Annotated in this window: 15 protein-coding genes and 2 rRNA genes; 10 read left to right on the forward strand and 7 right to left on the reverse strand. The window is 38.0% G+C overall.

Annotated elements, in window-relative coordinates:
* The first annotated feature begins 6 nt into the window (after nucleotides 1–6).
* On the forward strand, nucleotides 7–708 hold the full coding sequence (locus NFRAN_RS12545; RefSeq protein ID WP_232038023.1) for a fibrillarin-like rRNA/tRNA 2'-O-methyltransferase: 702 nt from the start codon (nucleotides 7–9) through the stop codon (nucleotides 706–708).
* A 19-nt stretch (nucleotides 709–727) separates the two neighbouring features.
* Here NFRAN_RS12545 and rnhB read toward each other — a convergent pair whose 3' ends face one another.
* On the reverse strand, nucleotides 728–1375 hold the full coding sequence (gene rnhB / locus NFRAN_RS12550; protein WP_134485297.1) for a ribonuclease HII: 648 nt from the start codon (nucleotides 1373–1375) through the stop codon (nucleotides 728–730).
* A gap of 423 nt (nucleotides 1376–1798) precedes the next feature.
* On the opposite strand from rnhB, the gene NFRAN_RS12555 reads away from it, so the two are divergent.
* Nucleotides 1799–2992: a tRNA (guanine(10)-N(2))-dimethyltransferase gene (locus NFRAN_RS12555; RefSeq protein WP_172602350.1), complete on the forward strand. Its 1194-nt coding sequence runs from the start codon at nucleotides 1799–1801 to the stop codon at nucleotides 2990–2992.
* Nucleotides 2993–3025: 33 nt separating this feature from the next.
* Here NFRAN_RS12555 and NFRAN_RS12560 read toward each other — a convergent pair whose 3' ends face one another.
* On the reverse strand, nucleotides 3026–4147 hold the full coding sequence (locus NFRAN_RS12560) for a hypothetical protein (protein WP_134485299.1): 1122 nt from the start codon (nucleotides 4145–4147) through the stop codon (nucleotides 3026–3028).
* 48 nt (nucleotides 4148–4195) lie between these two features.
* Between NFRAN_RS12560 and NFRAN_RS12565 the strand changes: the two genes are divergently transcribed.
* Entirely contained in the window at nucleotides 4196–4831 is a 636-nt protein-coding gene (locus NFRAN_RS12565; RefSeq protein WP_145988094.1) for an orotate phosphoribosyltransferase, read from the forward strand.
* Here the strand turns inward: NFRAN_RS12565 and NFRAN_RS12570 are convergent.
* On the reverse strand, nucleotides 4828–5391 hold the full coding sequence (locus NFRAN_RS12570) for a TATA-box-binding protein (protein ID WP_134485301.1): 564 nt from the start codon (nucleotides 5389–5391) through the stop codon (nucleotides 4828–4830). The two genes, NFRAN_RS12565 and NFRAN_RS12570, sit on opposite strands and share 4 nt — an antisense overlap.
* 323 nt (nucleotides 5392–5714) lie before the next feature.
* On the opposite strand from NFRAN_RS12570, the gene NFRAN_RS12575 reads away from it, so the two are divergent.
* Nucleotides 5715–7100: an aspartate ammonia-lyase gene (locus NFRAN_RS12575; RefSeq protein ID WP_134485302.1), complete on the forward strand. Its 1386-nt coding sequence runs from the start codon at nucleotides 5715–5717 to the stop codon at nucleotides 7098–7100.
* Here the strand turns inward: NFRAN_RS12575 and NFRAN_RS12580 are convergent.
* A complete protein-coding gene (locus NFRAN_RS12580) occupies nucleotides 7097–7282 on the reverse strand; it encodes a hypothetical protein (protein ID WP_232038024.1) in 186 nt (61 codons plus the stop codon). The genes NFRAN_RS12575 and NFRAN_RS12580 overlap by 4 nt on opposite strands.
* Before the next feature lie 79 nt (nucleotides 7283–7361).
* On the opposite strand from NFRAN_RS12580, the gene NFRAN_RS12585 reads away from it, so the two are divergent.
* The 3 genes from NFRAN_RS12585 (at nucleotide 7362) to NFRAN_RS12595 (ending at nucleotide 8790) form a co-directional block, all read left to right on the forward strand.
* On the forward strand, nucleotides 7362–7871 hold the full coding sequence (locus tag NFRAN_RS12585) for a DUF192 domain-containing protein (RefSeq protein ID WP_134485304.1): 510 nt from the start codon (nucleotides 7362–7364) through the stop codon (nucleotides 7869–7871).
* A gap of 308 nt (nucleotides 7872–8179) precedes the next feature.
* Nucleotides 8180–8338, forward strand: a complete 159-nt coding sequence (locus NFRAN_RS14535; protein ID WP_134485305.1) for a 50S ribosomal protein L39e — start codon at nucleotides 8180–8182, stop codon at nucleotides 8336–8338.
* Between the two features lie 20 nt (nucleotides 8339–8358).
* Complete coding sequence (locus NFRAN_RS12595) at nucleotides 8359–8790, forward strand: 50S ribosomal protein L31e (protein WP_134485306.1); 432 nt, start codon at nucleotides 8359–8361, stop codon at nucleotides 8788–8790.
* Nucleotides 8791–8908: 118 nt separating this feature from the next.
* On the opposite strand, the gene NFRAN_RS12600 is transcribed toward NFRAN_RS12595, so the two are convergent.
* Nucleotides 8909–9883, reverse strand: a complete 975-nt coding sequence (locus NFRAN_RS12600; protein ID WP_134485307.1) for a hypothetical protein — start codon at nucleotides 9881–9883, stop codon at nucleotides 8909–8911.
* A 52-nt stretch (nucleotides 9884–9935) separates the two neighbouring features.
* Entirely contained in the window at nucleotides 9936–11483 is a 1548-nt protein-coding gene (locus NFRAN_RS12605; protein WP_134485308.1) for a tRNA (N(6)-L-threonylcarbamoyladenosine(37)-C(2))-methylthiotransferase, read from the reverse strand.
* Between the two features lie 156 nt (nucleotides 11484–11639).
* On the opposite strand from NFRAN_RS12605, the gene NFRAN_RS12610 reads away from it, so the two are divergent.
* Complete coding sequence (locus NFRAN_RS12610; RefSeq protein ID WP_134485309.1) at nucleotides 11640–12368, forward strand: ABC transporter permease; 729 nt, start codon at nucleotides 11640–11642, stop codon at nucleotides 12366–12368.
* Here the strand turns inward: NFRAN_RS12610 and NFRAN_RS12615 are convergent.
* Nucleotides 12365–13687: an aspartate aminotransferase family protein gene (locus NFRAN_RS12615; RefSeq protein ID WP_232038025.1), complete on the reverse strand. Its 1323-nt coding sequence runs from the start codon at nucleotides 13685–13687 to the stop codon at nucleotides 12365–12367. The genes NFRAN_RS12610 and NFRAN_RS12615 overlap by 4 nt on opposite strands.
* Before the next feature lie 1215 nt (nucleotides 13688–14902).
* Between NFRAN_RS12615 and NFRAN_RS12620 the strand changes: the two genes are divergently transcribed.
* Together NFRAN_RS12620 and NFRAN_RS12625 are read left to right on the forward strand one after the other, a co-directional pair.
* Nucleotides 14903–16371, forward strand: a 16S ribosomal RNA gene (locus NFRAN_RS12620).
* Nucleotides 16372–17307: 936 nt separating this feature from the next.
* Nucleotides 17308–20275: ribosomal RNA gene (locus tag NFRAN_RS12625) — 23S ribosomal RNA — on the forward strand.
* The 16S and 23S rRNA genes sit together here, the layout of an rRNA operon.
* Nucleotides 20276–20472 lie beyond the last annotated feature (197 nt).

The raw sequence follows: 20472 nt of genomic DNA on the forward strand, positions 1-20472 counted from the left end.
AGAGGAATGAATAATCTGTCGGTTTTTAAAGAGTTTGATAATGGATCGTATGTCATGCTTATAGATAATATGAAAGAACGTTACTTGGCAACTCGAAACATGGATTTACAAAAGAGCGTATATGGTGAAAAACTAATCAAGTTAGACGATATAGAATATAGGATCTGGGAACCCTTTAGAAGTAAATTAGCTGCGGCAATCCTGAGAAACCTAGAACAGAATCCAATCAAAGAATCTTCATCTGTCCTTTATTTAGGAGCTTCAACTGGCACAACAGTGAGTCATGTATCGGATATAATTGGAAACAAGGGAATGGTTTTTGCAGTTGAACCTTCTGCAAGAGTAGCAAGAGAATTTCTCGAAAATGTAGCATCAAGGAGAAAGAATGTAATACCGATTTTAATGGACGCTAGAAATCATTTGCAATACTATTCTTACTATGGGCTGGTAGACGTCGTTTATTCAGATATTGCACAACCTGACCAAACTGACATTGCAATTAATAATTGTAAGAGCTATCTAAAAAAGGATGGCCATCTTGTTATCATCATCAAAACTCGAAGCATCGACGTACTATTGGATCCCAAAGCTGTAACCAAAAACGAAGCTAGAAAATTGGAAATGAATAACTTTGAAATATTGCAGATCGTTGACTTGGAACCGTTTGATAGGGATCATTCTTTTATCCATACCAGATACAAGGGTTGAGGCAAATTTTTCCAGGTAACTAGAGAATTTTGGTTTGAGCCAGATCTGATAGTAAATACTTTACGGGATTCCACGAATATCTGATGTGTTCTTTGACCAATGTATTTTCTATATTGTTTCTTAAAAAGATTTTTGTTTTGGGATCAGAAGGGTAGCCTGATCCAATCTGCTGATTCAGCCTTCTTCCGATCTTTTCTATTTGTCTGTCTCTAGTAACTTTTGCAATTATTGAGGCAGCAGAAACTACAATGTTGTCCAAATCTGCCTTATGATAGCAGTAAATTTTTACGTCCCGATTTACAAGATTTTGAACTATGCTTTGTTTAAACCTGACTAAATTTACATCACAGGCATCGATTATAATCTTGTCTGCGAATATATTATTTGAAATTATAGTCATGAATTTTGCTTCTAATAAATTCAATTTCTTTTGATTTACATAAAAATCGATCGTTTTGGGATCTATCCTACATATAAAAATCGATTTAGCATGCGAGACTATCTTCGGATAAAGGCGTTCCCTCTTCAAGTAAGTCAGCTTTTTCGAATCAGCCACACCCTCGCTTTGCAATTGTAGGATACTATTTTTGTCTAGAGCAATTCCTGCAACAACAAGAGGACCCATAATTGAACCACGACCTGCCTCGTCAATTCCTCCTAAAATCAATTAATTTTGATTTCAATTTTGAACATATATATCTTATTAGATCTATCTTTTTAATAAGAATAATGAGGAGGAACGATTTACTGCTATGAAGAACGATCCTTATGTAGCATATATAATGATGATCAAATTCTATCTTTCTAAAGAAAATAGAACAACAGCATACTAAAGCAAAAAATCAGAAATATAAAATCTGATCCTTATTAATTCTATTGTATTATATTAGATCAGCTTTTTATTTACAGGAATTGAATTTGAAATCAAGAAAAATCCCATTAATACTTTTTTTTGCAGATATACACTTGATGATACAATTTAATCTAGATACAAAACATCTAGTTCCAATAAATTTTCCAATTCTACATAAATAGAGGTTCAATCCTCTTAATTATCCTGCAACAAAATTTTGATACCCAATCATGGACAGTGGTAAAAGAAGGTGAAACTCGTATATTAGTACCTTCACTTTCACTAGTCCAAAAAGAACCTTCAAAATTCCCCGCATTTTTTAATCCAGCTGCAAAATTCAACCGGGAAATTTCGATTTTGATATATAGGGACTTTTTACAAAGTCCGAGAAAGAATCTAACCTTTGTGGATTCTCTATGCGGTGTAGGATCTAGGGGTTTGAGGGTCGCAAAAGAGGTTTCAAACATCGGAAAGGTTTTTTTTAATGACTATAATTTAATGGCAATACAAACTGCGAAATTTAGTTCGGTTCTCAATGACGTGTATAATAAATGTACTTTTTCAAATTCAGATGTTTGTAATTTTTTACAAAATTTTTCTAATTATTCGGAAAAAGGTACAATTATTGATCTAGATCCTTTTGGTTCTCCGGCACAATACCTGGATTGTGTTCTGCGAGCGATTGAAAATAATGGTATGATTTCTATTACCGCTACAGATACAGCCGTACTATTAGGAGTCTATCCTAAAGTATGTAATAGAAAATATTATGGAATTCCTATACGTACTAAGTACTCACTTGAGGTTGGAACTAGGATTCTTCTATCTTGTTTTGCGATCGTGGCGTCAAGGCTAGATTTGAGCGTTAAACCATTGTTTGTTCATTCATACAGAAACTATATTCGAGTGTATTGTAAAATAACGAAAAGTAATCGAATGGCTAACCGGGTGTACGAGAATATTGGTCATATTCAACATTGTTTCGAATGTGGATATAGAGAATTGGTAAAAGCATATGATCCAAATCTTTTGTGTATAAATTGTCAAAGGAAAACCCAATTTGCAGGCCCATTATGGTCATCAAGTTTGTTTGATAAAAGCATGATTGAAAGTGTAATTAGAAATTTGGATGAGCACCAAAAGAAGGCCTCTAAATGCGATAATTATTCATATTCTCCCTCCAAATCGATCGCTAGATTTTTTAGTATTGCAAGAAATGAATATGATAGCCTGCCTTATCATTATATAAGCGATGAATTCGGTAAGCTTCTGCGTAACAGTACTCTTCCAGTACATGTTATCGTAAGTACGCTGAAACAAGAGGGATTCGTTGCCAGCCTTACTATTTTTTCATCTACTGGGTTTAAAACAAATGCTAAAGTATCACAAATAAGGGCTATTCTAACCAAGTTATCCAACGAAATATTATAGTAATAATGATTATTGAGTTCAGCATAACGTCATTTAGGTAATATTTTTCCTTATTGAAGTGATTTCTGAGAATGGAATAATATTACTCTTACTGTATTTACCATATTTTCTTAAGATCCAATCTAGACCATCTTTAATCTTTGTAACCGACTTTAACCCCAGTTTGTTCAAATATACTTGGGGTAGTGTTGATATTAGTATTATCTCATACTTTTCTTGTATTAATTGAAGGAAATTAATATGTTCAATTTCGTTTATATACTGGTATTTTTCTAATCCGTTTAGATCAAGTCTTCCTTCTATGAATTTTGATAAAGCACCTTCATTTATTCCTCCTCTGTTTTCTGATAATAAAACAATCGTCCCACCATCAAGTACTGAATGACAATTATTCCATAACAAGTTAAGACTGCTCCCTAAATCTAATTGGGATGTATATGAAGTACTACCTGAAATAAATGCTGACTTTAAATATTCACCTGTTATGCTCGTCTTTTCTTTGAAGCGTTCTATTGCATCCAAAAAAGAATTAATTTCGTGTCCAATATAGATCGAATCTATAGTCTCCCTGTTTGAATAAACGTGGATCATTTGACAAGTTAACTTTGAAAGGCTCTCGATTGTGATTTTCAGGGCGTCTCCACTAGATCCTGGCTTTGGCATTTCACCTACAATAGAAGGATAAATCTGATTCATCACATTAGGATAGCATTCTCTAATTAGCTTTGTGGGGCTACCGGCAAATCCAAAGACTGGATCATATTCTATTTTGTCAATCAATATGATGTTTCTATATAATGGTAATTTTTTTAGCAATTCCTCTGGTTCTATTCTCGCAATCTTTAAAGTTTCCTTGTATATATCTTGTCGTAATCTAAGGGTAAAAGGCTTTGAAAGCACAAAAATATCAGGGGACTGTAAATCCAATTTGCTGTTAGATTCATTAATGGTCTTCAGTATGTCAAACATTTTAGGAAAGGGCGTCGTGATTAGGATTAAGGTAGAAGTCTGAAGGTTTATATTGTCGTGAATGATTGCACTCAAATCTTCGGGATTAATAGTCTTAACTTCAGGTTTTAAGATTTTTGAGATATTTTCATACTTTATGTCCAATATTATTTCCGCATCTCCATATCCTAACCATATTTCTGGCATAGAGTTATCTAAGAAGCATCTAACTTATTAAATCAAACATACGAATTATTGTCTAATTTGAGAGACTTGGACTATCAAGAACAATTGAGAGAAGAAATAGTGACTTTTTTATATGATGTTGGTGCAATTAGGTTAGGAAATTTTACCCTTTCCAGTGGAAATCATAGTAGTTTCTATATTGATTTGAGAATGCTACAAAGTTATCCATTGTATTTTCGGAAAACGATATCTTTGCTAAAAACGGTAATTCTCTTGGGTGTTGGAATAGATAATTTTGATTATATTTGCTCAATACCTACCTCGGGGACCATTTTTGGTTCATCGTTGGCATATGAATTATTTAAACCTCATATTTATGTGAGGAAAGATCCAAAAACCTATGGAACTCAAAAGAAGATAGAGGGCAATTTGGTCCCTGGATCTAGAGTACTTTTTATAGAAGACGTAGTAACTACTGGAAATTCGTTACTCTCTGCTGTTAAATCAATTGCTGATTGTACAACCCATAATCGTGTTGTCGCTATTATAGATAGGAAACAAGGTGCTACAGAGAAGTTTCAGGAATATAATGTCTTTGTTGATAGTGTGATTAGCATTGTTCGAGCTATCGAAATCTTGAGAAACAACAACCGGATAAGTCATGAGGACTATAATACGATTAAAAGGGAGATGACTAAAATTTAGCTTTCATATATCATCAAATTCTTTTCTTCTAGAAGGGTATGTAAATTAGTAACTGCTCGATAAACTTCGGTTTCCTTTTTGGCGCCTGTACAAACTAACTTTCCGCTAGCAAAAAGCAAGATTACCGTCTTTGGGTCCAACATCCTGTGGATTAAACCTGGAAATTGTTCTGGCTCATACATGCTCCTCGGTAAAATTCTTGCTGCCAATTCAAGATGTATTTTGCCACCCAAACTTGCAGATGCAACTATATTTTGAATCTCAATTATGGGATCGTTTTCTATTGGAATCCCACCCTTTCTTAACTTTTGTACTACATTTCTTACAGCTTTTATTGCCTGCTCTTCTGATTTAGCTCCCGTGCAAACCATTTTCCCAGAGCTGAAAATTAATGTAGCTGTTTTAGGAGCTTTTAATCTAAACACTAGACCTGGAAATTGATCCGGATGATATTCTACATCAGGAAATATTTGAGTAATTAAATTGAGATTTACTGTTTGATTAACCGTTGCGGATGCCACAACGTTTTCAATACTTACCATTGGTTTTGTTTGAGGCATTATTCCTTTTCTTGGGGTATATAAATACTCGATATAAATATACCTTTATGTGATATTGTCAAGTTTGATCAATATCGAAATCTCGACAAGGTAATACATATTTATTATAAAAGGCTAGCAAATAACATGTTATAATTTGTAGAAAGATATGAAAATGAATAAATAAGCATAAGAATATTATATAAATTTGAAATTATTATATATAAAAAACTGTAAGTAGTTGCTATTGTGTAAATTAGTAAATACTATCGGGCTCAAAACGTAAAGAATCATGCTATTATTGCCTAAACACATTTTAATATCTCTCATTAAGATTGAAACTGATGTCACGAGATTTCAGAATCGATAAGGATTCCATAGGTGAAATTCAAGTGCCCATTGATGCTTACTTTGGACCTTTTACAATGAGAGCCAAGGAACAATACCAAATCACAAAGTTACCTCCTCATAGAAATTTTGTCAAAGCCTTTGTAATGATTAAAAAAGCCGCAGCTATTGCTAATAAGGAATTAGGTGTTTTACCCCATGAAATAGCCGATGCAATTATTCAAAGTTGTGATGAAATTTTAAGTGGCAAGTTATCTAAGGAATTTGTAATCGAGACTCTCAACTCGGGAGCAAGTACTGCTTTTAATATGAATTGCAATGAGGTGATTGCGAATAGGGCGCTGGAGATAATCGGAAGAAAAAAGGGAGAGTATGATAAAGTTAGCCCTAATGATCACGTAAATATGTCTCAGTCTAGTAATGACACTTCGCCAACTGCAATACATTTAGCAATAATGATGAACTGTGAAGAACTTTTGAGATCTTTGGATGTGTTGATCGAATCACTTGAAAAAAAATCCTTCGAATTTAGAGAAGAGATCAAGATTGGTCGGACACATTTGATGGATGCTATACCTGTTACACTGGGTAATGAATTTGGTGCCTATACAATTTCAATGAGAAAATGCAAAGACTTGATAAAGAAATCTCTTGAAGAACTTAGTTATATCGCATTAGGGGGTACGGCTGTAGGGACAGGAGCTAATGCTCCAAAAGGATATCAGGAATTAGTTGTAACCAATCTTGCAAAAATCTCTGGACTCCCTCTTAAACCCTCACAAAACTTGTTCTTTTCTTTGCAAAGCAAACTCGAGGTAGCTAATTGTTCATCATCCATAAAAAATTTGGCTTTGGAACTCTCTAAAATTTCAAACGACATAAGATTAATGGCCTCAGGGCCTATGGCGGGATTAGCTGAAATTACGATTCCAGCTGTACACGCAGGTTCATCCATTATGCCAGGAAAGGTAAACCCATCGTTGTCAGAAACTTTGAACATGATTTGTTTCAATGTCATTGGTAATGATCTATCTGTCAGTCTTGCTGCACAAGCAGGTCAATTTGAGTTAAATGTAATGTTGGGAGGTATGGTGAAATCAGTTTTGGATTCAACCGAAATGCTGACAAATTTTATACCTATATTTTCGAAGAATATGATCGACGGTATACGTGCTAATAGAGAAAAGCTACAATCTTATGTTCAAAAGAGTCCTATACTTGTAACACTTTTGAACCCCGTAATTGGTTATCTGAAGGCTGCTGAAGTATATAAGGAAGCACTTTCTAGTAATCGGACAATACGAGATATTGTACTCGAGCGAAAGCTGATGACTGCAGAACAATTCGATGAAATAATGTCGAAGGCAAAATTGAATTCTTAACTTACTCTGTTCTTAACAAGATTTTTGTCTTTGTTAAAACCACAAATATTACATTTGTCGAATTGCTCTCCATCCAAATGGTTAAAATGCGTTCCACAGCTTTGGCATGTGTGATGGGAATCTTCGTATCCATCTTCTGCAATGAAATCATTACTAATTAGGTTCTGACTCTTGCATTTCATGCATCTACAGTTACATTCCATTTTTCATATATCTGAATTATATTATAAGATTGTATGTTTAAATTGTGGAGATAACTAATTGAAGATATTGAAGCTGATCTTATTTCTCGCCATGTTTCTTATTTCATATTGCATAATAAATTCAGCTACCCTTTCATCTGCTTCTAATCAATTTTCCAATAAAACGGCAGTAAACAACAATGATACATCTGTTGTGGAAATAGGGGATAGGACCATCAAAGTAATGCTGGCAAAAACACCAAGTGAACAGTCTAAGGGGTTAGCAATAAGGGACTTCATGGATGAGGACGAGGGAATGCTTTTTATTTTCGATAAACCTCTAAAACACTCCTTCTGGATGAAGGACATGAAATTTCCAATTGATATAATTTGGGCAGATACTGCAGGTAAGATCGTTCATATAGAAAAGAACCTTGAGCCGTGTATTTTCTTACTGCCATGTCCTTCATATTCACCCGATAGTGACTCTCTGTATGTGCTTGAAGTGGTTTCCAACTTTACCAACAAGTATAATATAAGAGTTGGTGACTATATAGAATCTAAACTTATTTCCGTCAACAACAGCTAAAAAACCTATGTCTTAAAACTATCAACCAATTTTTTATGATAGCTGCTCATGCACTGGATATTTTCAGTGTTTTCCATTGATATTTTGATAATCTTTTTCATTTGTTTCTTGTTATATATTGTTTGAAGGAAGTTAAAACAGGTTTCACAAGCATACAAGCCATCTTTGAATTGATAGAATCTGTTTATTAGACCTATCGTTTTAATTTTTTCATACCCTTGCTAAGTTATGAATGATTCTGTATAATTTAGAATACAAAATGCTTTGGGTTAACACTTAAAAATAGGTAGTAATTTAGGATAACTATCATGGCTGCCCGCAAAACTACAACTAGGAAAATTAGATTATTGAAGAAGATTAAACAGAATAGACCGGTGCCAGCCTGGATCATTATTCGGACACATAGACATGTTAGGACTAATCCAAAGAGAAGATCTTGGCGTAGGTCGGATGTGAACATCGGGTAACGATTAGGAGGTAGAATGAAATGTCAAATATTGAAGATACGTTAGCAAGGATATATACGATAAATTTTAGCAAAGCTTGGTTAACACCAAAGCATAAGAGAACTGACCGCGTCATAAATATGGTTAAGGAATTTGCAATGAAGCATATGAAAAGTTCTCAAATCAAGATTGATCAGGAGCTAAATAGGTATATTTGGAAAATGGGGAAAACGAACCCGCCTAGGAAAGTTCGTGTAAGAATTGTAAAAGATGATGATGATCAGGTCATAGTATCTTTGTATGAGGATATCGTGCTAGATAATGAATCTCGAGATAAAACTGATGTCGACAATACGAGAGAAGATGTGGAGAGCAAAGAAGATACAGGGAGTACTTTAGAAAAATCTGAATTGGATACAGTTACAAAGAACAAGAATAGTAATAGCGATAGAATGGATGTTTCAAAAAGCTAAAATTTATTATTATTTCGGACATTGTGTTATAAGAATTCTATTAAGGATTCTAATGAAAATTATATTTTAATTAATTTTAATTAAAACCAGATTTATTGTTAAATTAAAAGATTCATAGTTAAATTAAGAGACTCGACTCCAAGTCTCTAATGTTGTTCAATTTAACTTCATCCATCGCTATTTCAGGTTCAAAATCTAAAATATTATTTTTTGGTATGAAAAGATTTAGTGGGTCATAAAGAGAAATAATACTATGATCTGTTTTTACCATTATGTGACACCTGGTCTGACCATTCTTCTCTGACATTAAATTTAGTTCCTGTTGGGCGGATGGAAGTAAGTTATTTGAGGATTCGACCATATTCTTGATAGCTGATATGCTAGCATTTGGCTGATAAAGATAGAGAGAGTATTTTTGTATATCTGATAGGTTGATTTTCTCCGTTAAAGAAGAAAAGGTTTCTAAAAAAGCATCCTTTAAGCTGGGACTTCTAATGCCACTTGTACTGATCAAATTAAACTTTATTGGAAAGGTCTTGTTTATGGATTCTATTATAATATCAGAAATTGCTTGGTTTGTGGTCTTCAAATGTTCATCCAGAGGTATATCATGGTTTTTTCTTAGCACTGCATCATTATCGATAACTATGATATTTTCTATATACCTGCTCAAGAGTGACAACGATACGCCACAACGAAACAATTTTTCTTTTTCAAAGCTAAATGGTAAAATTGCCACACAAACAATTTCTATATTTGTTTTTGTTCTGAGCATTTGTGCTAACATTGGTAAAATCGCTGCACCAAACCTAGAAGCTAGGTTACCTATTAAAATAACGGATTGATATTCGTAAATTTTCCGAATAATATTATCGGCCGAATCCAAAAATGCCTTTCGCATAAGATCATGTGAAGGATTAATTATATTACGGAAATCTATTTTAACTGTTCTATCCGAATTCCATGTCTTGTATGAATTGTTTGTGATTAGTAAATAGTCAGAATTTATTTGACCTATCACGTCAATTGTTATCCTGCTCCCCGCATCTCCAACTCCGACTATACATCTAGTAGACTTCTTTACAAAACTCAATGGTCAATATCAAACCTCAGTCGATAGATAAAAGTGTTGTCTTATAATAAACTCAATTCACTAATTCTAACGGAATCGCATTTAGAGTGTGATTGGAATGTGAGACTACCTTGACGATCATTCTTTGACCCATATGCGCACTGTTAAACAAACAACTATTTTCTAATTGTGTGTGACGAATATCAATGTTTTTCTTCCTAACTTTGCCTACTTTACGAATTAGATTATCTTCTTGCTCCAATATGTTGTTAGGGTCTTCCCTCAGAGCTATTGATTTATAATAGTCGTTTCTTCCCTTTAGAATTCCATTCTCAATATCATCGATTAGAATTTCCCCTTTCCAGCCCTTCCATTTGGAATTCTTTCTGAGTGCAATGCTCTTTATTAATTTGTGAAGTAGCTTTGACCTATAAGAAATGATCTTGTCATTAACTCTCTCCATTTTTGATGCTGCGGTTCCTGGCCTCGAGCTAAATTTTGAGGAGTTTACAATATCGGGCTCAATATGTTTAATTACTTTCAGCGTTTCTTCAAAATCTTTGTCTGTCTCTGTTGGGAAACCAGTTATAACATCTGTCGCTATCGTTATTTCAGGAATGTTATTTTTTAACCTATCGGTAAGATCTAGTACGGAGTTAAGGGTATGACCTCTTTTCATCTTCTTTAGGATCGATACACTTCCACTCTGAATTGGAATATGAATAAATTTAAAAAGCTTGTTACTACTCATATAAATATTTGTGATTTCTTTGTCTAGATTTTTTAAATACATGGGATTTAGCATGCCCAATCGGATTCTAAAATACATATCTATTTGTTCGCAGCTTCTGAGTAAGTTTCCTATATTTGTACCAATGTCTAATCCATAGCATCCGTTGTCAGTTGAAGTCAGCCAAATTTCCTTAGCACCTGCTTCCACGTCAGTTTTAATTTGATTAATAATGTTTCCTGTCCTAAAACTTCTTAAATTTCCTTTTGCCAATTTTGTCTGACAGAATGTACATTCGCTTAGACAACCCGTAGATATCTGTATGATACTAATTACAGGGTTTATTCTTACTTTGGGTAAATTGATCTTTTCTTCGTTGGTCTTGTTTAACTCTGTCACTGATCTTTGTTGTAGTGTAGCTAGTGTCACCTCGGCTATCGATGGGATTGAATCTGGTCCTAACAAACTGGCACTTGGACTAAGGGATCTTACCATTCGTTCATTTGCTGCAGGTAAACATCCCGCAATTATTAGTGGTTTATTGGTCTTGGTTAAGCTCTTTATCCGGTTTATCATTTTATGCTCGGTAGAATTTTTGACTGAACAAGTCACAATCAAAGTAACGTCGGCATTTTCTGGGCCATCTGCTTGATTAAAACCATTTTGTTTCAAGATTCCTGACATTATTTCCATATCCGAATAGTTGGCAGAACAACCATACCCTTCTATCCAAAAATTAAATGCTTTGTCATGTTTATCTCTGACATTTTTGGAAACGGAGCCAATGATATATTTTGCTTTCGCCTTAGGAGATAATTCGTGGCTATTCATAAAGGATATTTTTTCAATTAGCGAGGGTTTCAAGGAATACAATTCGTCGTCTTTTTCCATGGATAATTACACCTCATTTCGATAAACCATTATATATAGCGTTAATTTGTATACTCATTTGCAACTATTAGATATTAATATCAATATCTATCTAACATATAAAAATGATTGTACTTTTAATAATTGTTATTGAGATTCAGCAATGAAATCCTTAAAATGGTAAATCAAGTTTTCTTGATCGCTTACGTAACTGGATTTCTATGGCTCAGGAGGAATCCATTATCCTTAATTTTTACTGCCATATCTCCATTTTCTTTACTATTCATATTATTTGTAGTTAGCAATGGTCAATATGTTCAATTTGCTGTTGCTGGGAGTTTAGTTATGGCTTTGGTAGGGTATGGTTTAGCGTTAGGTCAAGATATTTCCCTTTACAAAATAGAGTACAAAATGCAAGATGTTTTTGTGGCCTCGCCTATTTCCCCAATAGTATATATGTTAGGATTGGCGTTGTCAGAACTTTTGTATGGATTACCTGCATTAATTATCTTAATTTCGTTGGCGGTATTCTTTTCGACATCAATCGCCTTTCTGCCGTTACTTCTTTTGAATGTTTTTCTTATTTGGGGAACCATGTCTTCAATTGGTTTTTTTCTTTCATCGCATATGCTCCATATGCGGAATGCAACACAATTGATTTCCTTTGTCAATGTCATTATTGCAGTAGTTCCTCCAGTATTTTATCCAATAAGCACCCTGCCAGAAGCTTTACAAATGGTTTCATATCTTGTACCTACAACTCACGCATCTCTCATGATACAATATTCAATGGGTTTCCCTATTCCAGAAGGGTGGTCCATTTATTTGGGCTTACTAGTTCAAGGAATTTATTTTGGATTTTTTATGTTAATTGCTAAAAAGAGGGCTCTTTGGAGGGAAAACTAGAATACCAGGTTCTTGTCATTTTTCTCTAAAAAGTTAATATATTTGGAATTTTCAAAGATATCTCTAGTTGCATTTAATAATTTAATAGAATCTTTCTTCTCATGTGCATTCGAAAACGCTCCCATTTTGCCAGGCAAAAAGAAAATACCATGATATGCCATCAGTGCTAAATTATAATTATTTAACATTTCCTTATCTGATAGGGCGGCATCCAAAGCATTGTTTATGGCTTTAACATTATCATTTAAGAAATGGATCATAAATATTGATCCTATTCCCGTTACTTCTGCTCTTATCTTCAACTCGTCAAATAATTTAGATAATTCTATCCTAGTGAATTCTCCCAAATTATTTATTTTGTCATAAATAGATCTGTCATTCCTCAAAGTTCTGAGAGTATGGAAACCCGCCTTCATAGTCATAGGATTAGCTGAAAATGTTCCGCCTCCTATTGAACAGTAGGTTGACTTGTCCCCTTCAATAGTGGCATCAGCTAATTTCATGATCTCTTTTTTACCGCATACTGCACCTATTGGTAGACCTCCTCCAATTATCTTACCCAAAGTAAACAAATCTGGTTCCAGATTAAAATTATTCATGGCGGCCCCGTATGAAAATCTGAAACCTGTTACTATTTCATCCAAAATAAAAAGGCTACCGTTATTCTTGGCAAACTCTTGTAACCCCTGCAAATATCCATTCTTAGGTAAAATACAACCTGCTCCACCAAGAACAGGTTCAACTATAATAGCTGCTAGATCATCTTTTATTGATTCAAGAACCTTAAGTGATCTCTCTATGTCATTAAATTGAAGAGATTCTACAAAGTGTCCCTCGTCTTCAATTAGACCCAAGCCTTCGTCGACTTCGTACGGGTAGTTTACTGATTGCAAGAGATTTGTATTAAAACCATGCCATCCGCCTTCCACCTTTGCAATAACTCTTTTACCTGTGGCTGATCTAGCAAGCCTTGTAGCATACATTGTGGCTTCAGAACCTGTACTACAAAATCTTATGTTTTCAGCTAATGGTATTGCTTTTTTGATTTCCCAGCCCAGCTTCAAGCTATCTTTATTTACAGTACCGTATAGAGTTCCATTCTTTAGTTGCTTAACTAATTTTTGTGTAACCCTTGGTGGGGAATGCCCCAGTATTAGGGCCCAGTGACCGTTCCAAAAGTCTAAGTATTTATTCCCATCTACATCATACAAATATTTTCCTCTTGCTTTTCGAGTAAAGAATGGATAAGGTCTAAAATATCGTATATTGTGACTAACTCCACCAGGAAATATCTCTCTTGATTTAAAATATAAATTCATAGATTCAAATGTTTTAGTCTTGTATAATTCTAGATAACTGTCATACTTCATACCAATTTACTGTCAATTTAGAGAATCTTTTATTTGTTTATCCAGGTTTTGGAAAAAACTCCAATAAGTAGCTTATGTTCTATTTTCGATTAATAATAATGATCTGATTCATCCTTTAGTGAAAATGCATGGTAAATTGATGCACATAAGAATATACAAGTAGCCTCTATCTGCGAAAAGATGTCACAATGTATTCATGGAATAAATTCTATCGAGAACCTGGACCTAGATAACAAATGAATTGAATACATTATCTATCAAACTGACAATAGCATTAATGATAATTCTTGCCATAAATTAAGAAAATCTATCCTCTTTGCAATACCTTAATGCTAAAGTTAATATTATCAATTATCTAAATGGTAATGAACGCATCCAAGACAAAAGGCGGCGTCGGTAATGAAAAAAAATTGGCTAATGCCATAATATGATTTACAGACCTCCAGGTGCGCTCTTGACAATAAAAACGATTTAGATACACAACAGTAGAAAAACAACCCCAATGTGGTTGTTGAATATATGGATGATGAATCTAATAGTAAATAGTAATAATAACAAAATCATAATGGAGGTTCAATCAGCATATCAGTGCTGACCTGATAGATTGAATCTGACATGGGAATGATCAGGTAGATGCATGTATGCGAAGATATAAAGACACGTAAATAACAATGATACTGTACTAACTAAAATAAAGGATGAACAAATACTAGTATTATCAGTTACTTTTTTTTGATTGCATTAAAGATGATCCAATAAGAATGAATCTGAATGTCTATGTCTATACACTATACGGAATAGTACAGTTAGTTAGTTTTTTTCAATCGATCGTACTCTTTCTCTTTCTTGGTTGATTAGTGGTTGTAACTTTTTCTCTCTTATACAAAGAAAAAGAATACTAACAACAAGAAAGAAATAAACTCAATAAATGTCCTGACTGGATACTAAATAAATTATTAGTTTCCATCAGGGACGTACGTTCTCTTCTTTCTCTTCTTTCTTCCTGTTCCTTCTTTGACTACTACTTGATGATTGATTATTATCATCAACAAGAAAGCAGTCGGTCAATCGGAATAAAAAGGAAGGAAAAGAAAGGAAAAAAGAACGTATGTATAAACGAGAAAGTGATTCAACGGATAAAAGGCAAAAGAGATTTTGCCATTGACTCCGGTTGATCCTGCCGGACCCGACTGCTATCAGAGTGGGACTAAGCCATGCGAGTCGACATAGCAATATGTGGCGTACGGCTCAGTAACACGTAGTCAACATGCCCAGGGGACGTGGATAACCTCGGGAAACTGAGGATAAACCGCGATAGGTCACTACTTCTGGAATGGGTAATGACTCAAACCTATATGGCCCCTGGATTGGACTGCGGCCGATCAGGCTGTTGGTGAGGTAATGGCCCACCAAACCTGTAACCGGTACGGGCTCTGAGAGGAGGAGCCCGGAGATGGGCACTGAGACAAGGGCCCAGGCCCTATGGGGCGCAGCAGGCGCGAAACCTCTGCAATAGGCGAAAGCCTGACAGGGTTACTCTGAGTGATTTCCGTTAAGGAGATCTTTTGGCACCTCTAAAAATGGTGCAGAATAAGGGGTGGGCAAGTCTGGTGTCAGCCGCCGCGGTAATACCAGCACCCCGAGTGGTCGGGACGTTTATTGGGCCTAAAGCATCCGTAGCCGGTTCTACAAGTCTTCCGTTAAATCCACCTGCTTAACAGATGGGCTGCGGAAGATACTATAGAGCTAGGAGGCGGGAGAGGCAAGCGGTACTCGATGGGTAGGGGTAAAATCCGTTGATCCATTGAAGACCACCAGTGGCGAAGGCGGCTTGCCAGAACGCGCTCGACGGTGAGGGATGAAAGCTGGGGGAGCAAACCGGATTAGATACCCGGGTAGTCCCAGCTGTAAACGATGCAGACTCGGTGATGAGTTGGCTTTTTGCTAACTCAGTGCCGCAGGGAAGCCGTTAAGTTTGCCGCCTGGGGAGTACGGTCGCAAGACTGAAACTTAAAGGAATTGGCGGGGGAGCACCACAAGGGGTGAAGCCTGCGGTTCAATTGGAGTCAACGCCGGAAATCTTACCGGGGGCGACAGCAGAGTGAAGGTCAAGCTGAAGACTTTACCAGACAAGCTGAGAGGAGGTGCATGGCCGTCGCCAGCTCGTGCCGTGAGGTGTCCTGTTAAGTCAGGTAACGAGCGAGATCCCTGCCTCTAGTTGCTACCATTATTCTCAGGAGTAGTGGAGCTAATTAGAGGGACCGCCGTCGCTGAGACGGAGGAAGGTGGGGGCTACGGCAGGTCAGTATGCCCCGAAACCCTCGGGCCACACGCGGGCTGCAATGGTAAGGACAATGAGTTTCGATTCCGAAAGGAGGAGGCAATCTCTAAACCTTACCACAGTTATGATTGAGGGCTGAAACTCGCCCTCATGAATATGGAATCCCTAGTAACCGCGTGTCACTATCGCGCGGTGAATACGTCCCTGCTCCTTGCACACACCGCCCGTCGCTTCATCGAAGTTGGTTCTTGGCGAGGTGGTGCCTCATTGGCACTATCGAACCTGGGGTCAGCAACGAGGGAGAAGTCGTAACAAGGTGGCCGTAGGGGAACCTGCGGCCGGATCACCTCCTTAGATAAAAAAATTGTATTATAGTAGTGGCAGAATAATAGCAGGCTGGCTGGCTGGATGGCTGGTAAAAGTAAAGGTAAAGATAATGGATTAGATGTACATGAACATGTATGTCTTGTCTTGTCTTGTCATGTCTTCTTTTACTAGTTATCTAGTCTAGCCTGCAAAAAAGCTACACATAATACAATTATTATATTATCAAAAATAATCCAACAATAGTAATAACAATTCCTTAATTTTTCATCTTACTACAATTGATTGAAAGAAATTAATTAACTACCAAACTAATCTGTTATGAATGTGTATTGTTATATACATCATTCCTTGCTTGGAATCATTACTATAACTATTGGACATCTGTGTAAATATCAAAAGAAAGACATCATAGTACAACTGATAATAATAATAATAATAATTAATGCATCTATCTGATCATTAAAGATAAAATAACCAACCAAGCAAAGGTTTAAGTCAGCAAAAAACCAAATAGTACAAAACCGGATGCAATCCTTTGTCGAAAACAGTCGTCAAACGTGAGGAGCTAAAAAGACCCCATATAGATACAAAGAGAAAAATGGGCGCGACTGACAAAGGATGAAGTTGATGTAGTAGACTCGGAGTCTACGATGATCATCGTGTATAGGAAAACTCCATCAAAAAATCGAAAATGTAGAATATAGAACTAGGAAAACTATTCGCGTAATAATGGAATAGATTTTGTAGTAAATATATCGTATCGTGGTGTTGTAGTGCAAACAGCAAGAAATAAAAAATTACACTGACAGAGAATCTATGTTTAATACAATACTCGAATTAGACTTTTTATTCCACTACAAAAATAAAGAAAGAAAGGAACTGGTAAAGTAAAGCAATCACCATTACCATCACCATCATCATTTTGATGAGTGAGTGACTAGATAAACAAAATAATACTACTGGACTGGTGCAAAGACGCCGATTGGTGGATGACTCGGCTTGGTAAGCGATGAAGGACGTGGCAAGCTGCGATAAGCCTGGGTTAGGTGCATGCGACCGTCGACCCCGGGATTTCCGAATGAGGTCTCTCTTTACACTCCCTTGCTATTTAATTAGCTTGGGAGAGCGAACTGTCCGAAGTGAAGCATCTGAGTAGGACGAGGAAAAGAAATCAACAAAATTATGAGATTCCGTTAGTAGCGGCGAGCGAAAGCGGAACAGCCCAAACTGAATCTGTTATGGTAACATAATAGAGATGTGGTGTTACGGGTATGGCGTATAGGATCCTGTGATCACAGCCGAAGTGTACTGGAAAGTACCGGAATAGAGGGTGATACCCCCGTAGGCGAACGAGAGTGGGATTCTGCCATATTCAGAGTAACTGGCCTTGGCAGTGGCCAGTGAAGATGGGTGAAAGTAGCATCCAAGGCTAAATATTCACCAAGACCGATAGCATACTAGTACCGTGAGGGAAAGTTGAAAAGTACCCCGGAAGGGGGGTTAAAAGCGCCTGAAACCAATCGGCTACAGACGTGTATGGCTCGAAAGGATATTCTAGAGTCATACGTTCCGTCTAGAAACACGGGCCAGGGAGATTGCTGTCATGGCGAGCTTAACCTTTAACAGAGGGAAGGCGAAGGGAAACCGAATTTGCGCATTTTTTCTTTTGAAAAAAGAGGCAATGGATCTGAAAGGGTCTTGAGTCATGGCAGTAAGGCTAGAAACCGGACGATCTAGTCCTGGATAAGACGAAGGTGAGCGAAAGCTCGCTGGAGGTCTGCAAGGGTCCTGACGTGCAAATCGGTCCTCTGATCTGGGATTAGGGGTCAAAAACCAATCTAGTCCGGTGATCGCTAGTTCCCACCGAAGTGGATCGCAGTCCTGCCTTAGCTGAGATTGCCTGTACTGTAGAGCACCGATCGGGTGGTAAGGGCTCGAAAGAGCTCGCCACTCATTCGAACTCCGAATGTGCAAGCGTCGTAGAAGCTAGGAGGCGGGTTTATGTGGGGTAAGCCTCATAACCGAGAGGGGGACAACCCAGACTAAAGTTAAGGTCCCCAAATGTCTACTAAGTGTCAAACCAAAGGGTGTTTTCGAGCAAAGACAGCAGGAAGGTAGGCTCAGAAGCAGCCACCCTTCAAAGAGTGCGTAACAGCTCACCTGCCGAGCTCGAAAGCCCCGAAAATGTACGGGGCTCAAGTAGACTACCGATACTTTAGACCGCCGACGATGTCGGTGCGTGGTAGGTGGGCGTAGTGTTTGGGTAGAAGCTGGGCTGTAAAGTCCAGTGGACCGAACTACTAGTGCAGATCCTGGTGGTAGTAACAGCAAAGCCGGGTGAGAATCTCGGCGACCGCAAGGGCAAGGGTTTCCCGGCAATGCGTCATCAGCCGGGAGTTAGCCGGTCCTAAAAACAACCTCAACAGAGTTGTTTGAATGGGAAACTGGTTAATATTCCAGTGCCTTGAAAGTTCGTTATACCTTTTTTGTCGCTTCCGGATAGGGTAAGCAGAACCGTCGTTTTGTCTAAGTATTCAAGCCTTGAGGAGTGCCGTAATGGCGAGAATTAAGGCGAGATGCGAATGGCCCTTCGCAAGAAGGGTTTACTTGATTCCAGGAGACAATGAAAGCAAAAATAGGAAGATACTTTCAAGACCGTACCGAGATCCGACACTGGTGCCCTGGATGAGAAGTCTAAGGTCTATCGGGTATACCGTATGGCAAGGGAACTCGGCAAAATAGCTCCGTACCTATGGTATAAGGAGTGCCTGCAGTTTTTACGAGGAGTAGGGACTGCAGGTCGCAGTGACTAGGGGGTCCCGACTGTTTAATAAAAACACAGGTGGTCGCTAGTCCGAAAGGATTTGTATGGCCTCTGTATCCTGGCCAGTGGCGGTACCTAAAACCTGGGTTCAACTGGGCTAAGGGCCGCTAAACGCCGGGAGTAACTCTGACTCTCTTAAGGTAGCCAAATGCCTTGTCGGGTAAGTTCCGACGTGCATGAATGGAACAACGAGGGCCCCGCTGTCCCTGCCTACAACCCGGTGAAGCCACATAACGAGGACGAACAGTCCTCGAACCTCTGTCGGGGAGAGAAGACCCTGTGGAGCTTTACTGCAGCCTGTTGCTGCGATATGGTTGCAAATGCAGAGAGTAGCTGGGAGCCGTTAAGGTCAGTTCTCCGGGACTGACATAGGCGCAAGTGTAACACCAGCCATTTGTTACCGTATCGCTAACCTGTCTATCAGGGACAACGGCAGGTGGGCAGTTCGGCTGGGGCGGCACCCCCTTGAAAATGTATCGAGGGGGCCCAAAGATTGGCTCAGGCGGGACAGAACTCCGCCGGTGAGGGCAAAGCCAAAAGCCAGTCTGACTGGATTCCCAATGATACGGGATTCAGAGGCGAAAGCCGGGCTTAGCGATCCATCATGTCCTCACTATTGGGGGCTGGTGGTGACAGAAAAGTTACCCTAGGGATAACAGGCTCGTCGCGGGCGAGAGCTCCCATCGACCCCGCGGTTTGGTACCTCGATGTCGGCTCTTCCCATCCTGGTTCTGCAGCAGGAGCCAAGGGTGGGGCTGCTCGCCCATTAAAGGGGAACGTGAGCTGGGTTTAGACCGTCGTGAGACAGGTCGGTCTCTGCCTGACAGGGGCGTGGTTGTCTGAGGGGAAGTTGCCCCTAGTACGAGAGGAACAGGGCAGCGCAGCCTCTGGTTTATCAGTTGTCCGACAGGGCAAGCTGAGCAGCTAAGCTGCTTAGGATAACTCCTGAAAGCATCTAAGGAGGAAGCCTTTCCCGAGAAAAGACAGCCTTCCGTAAGGAGAAGGGCGGCCATAGAAGATGGCGTTGATGGAATGGAGGTGTAAGTATCAAGCCTTCGGGCGAGGTATTCAGCCTGCCATCACCAATAGCCCAACGCACCTGAATCCTGTGCTGATTGTATTGCAACGCTACCATCAGATACGAGATATTCACCTACAATTTATCCATACGTAAAGAATAAGTCTAGGCTCTGACTACGTAATGAGGATTTTTTGATGGAGTTTTAATGTACAATTTTTATTATAAGGATTATAATCATTTTTGAATAGTATCTATATTAGAGGCATGTGGTATAACACTAT

Origin of the sequence: Candidatus Nitrosocosmicus franklandus (assembly GCF_900696045.1) — an archaeon.
Lineage (GTDB): Archaea > Thermoproteota > Nitrososphaeria > Nitrososphaerales > Nitrososphaeraceae > Nitrosocosmicus > Nitrosocosmicus franklandus_A.

Excerpts from the sequence above, each read along its gene's own strand:
- NFRAN_RS12580 (WP_232038024.1), bottom strand. The coding sequence starts at position 7,282 with ATGAAATGCAAGAGTCAGAACCTAATTAGTAATGATTTCATTGCAGAA.
- NFRAN_RS12605 (WP_134485308.1), bottom strand. The coding sequence starts at position 11,483 with ATGGAAAAAGACGACGAATTGTATTCCTTGAAACCCTCGCTAATTGAA.
- NFRAN_RS12610 (WP_134485309.1), top strand. The coding sequence starts at position 11,640 with ATGGTAAATCAAGTTTTCTTGATCGCTTACGTAACTGGATTTCTATGG.
- NFRAN_RS12595 (WP_134485306.1), top strand. The coding sequence starts at position 8,359 with ATGTCAAATATTGAAGATACGTTAGCAAGGATATATACGATAAATTTT.
- NFRAN_RS12575 (WP_134485302.1), top strand. The coding sequence starts at position 5,715 with ATGTCACGAGATTTCAGAATCGATAAGGATTCCATAGGTGAAATTCAA.
- NFRAN_RS12560 (WP_134485299.1), bottom strand. The coding sequence starts at position 4,147 with ATGCCAGAAATATGGTTAGGATATGGAGATGCGGAAATAATATTGGAC.
- NFRAN_RS12545 (WP_232038023.1), top strand. The coding sequence starts at position 7 with ATGAATAATCTGTCGGTTTTTAAAGAGTTTGATAATGGATCGTATGTC.
- NFRAN_RS14535 (WP_134485305.1), top strand. The coding sequence starts at position 8,180 with ATGGCTGCCCGCAAAACTACAACTAGGAAAATTAGATTATTGAAGAAG.
- NFRAN_RS12615 (WP_232038025.1), bottom strand. The coding sequence starts at position 13,687 with ATGAATTTATATTTTAAATCAAGAGAGATATTTCCTGGTGGAGTTAGT.
- NFRAN_RS12570 (WP_134485301.1), bottom strand. The coding sequence starts at position 5,391 with ATGCCTCAAACAAAACCAATGGTAAGTATTGAAAACGTTGTGGCATCC.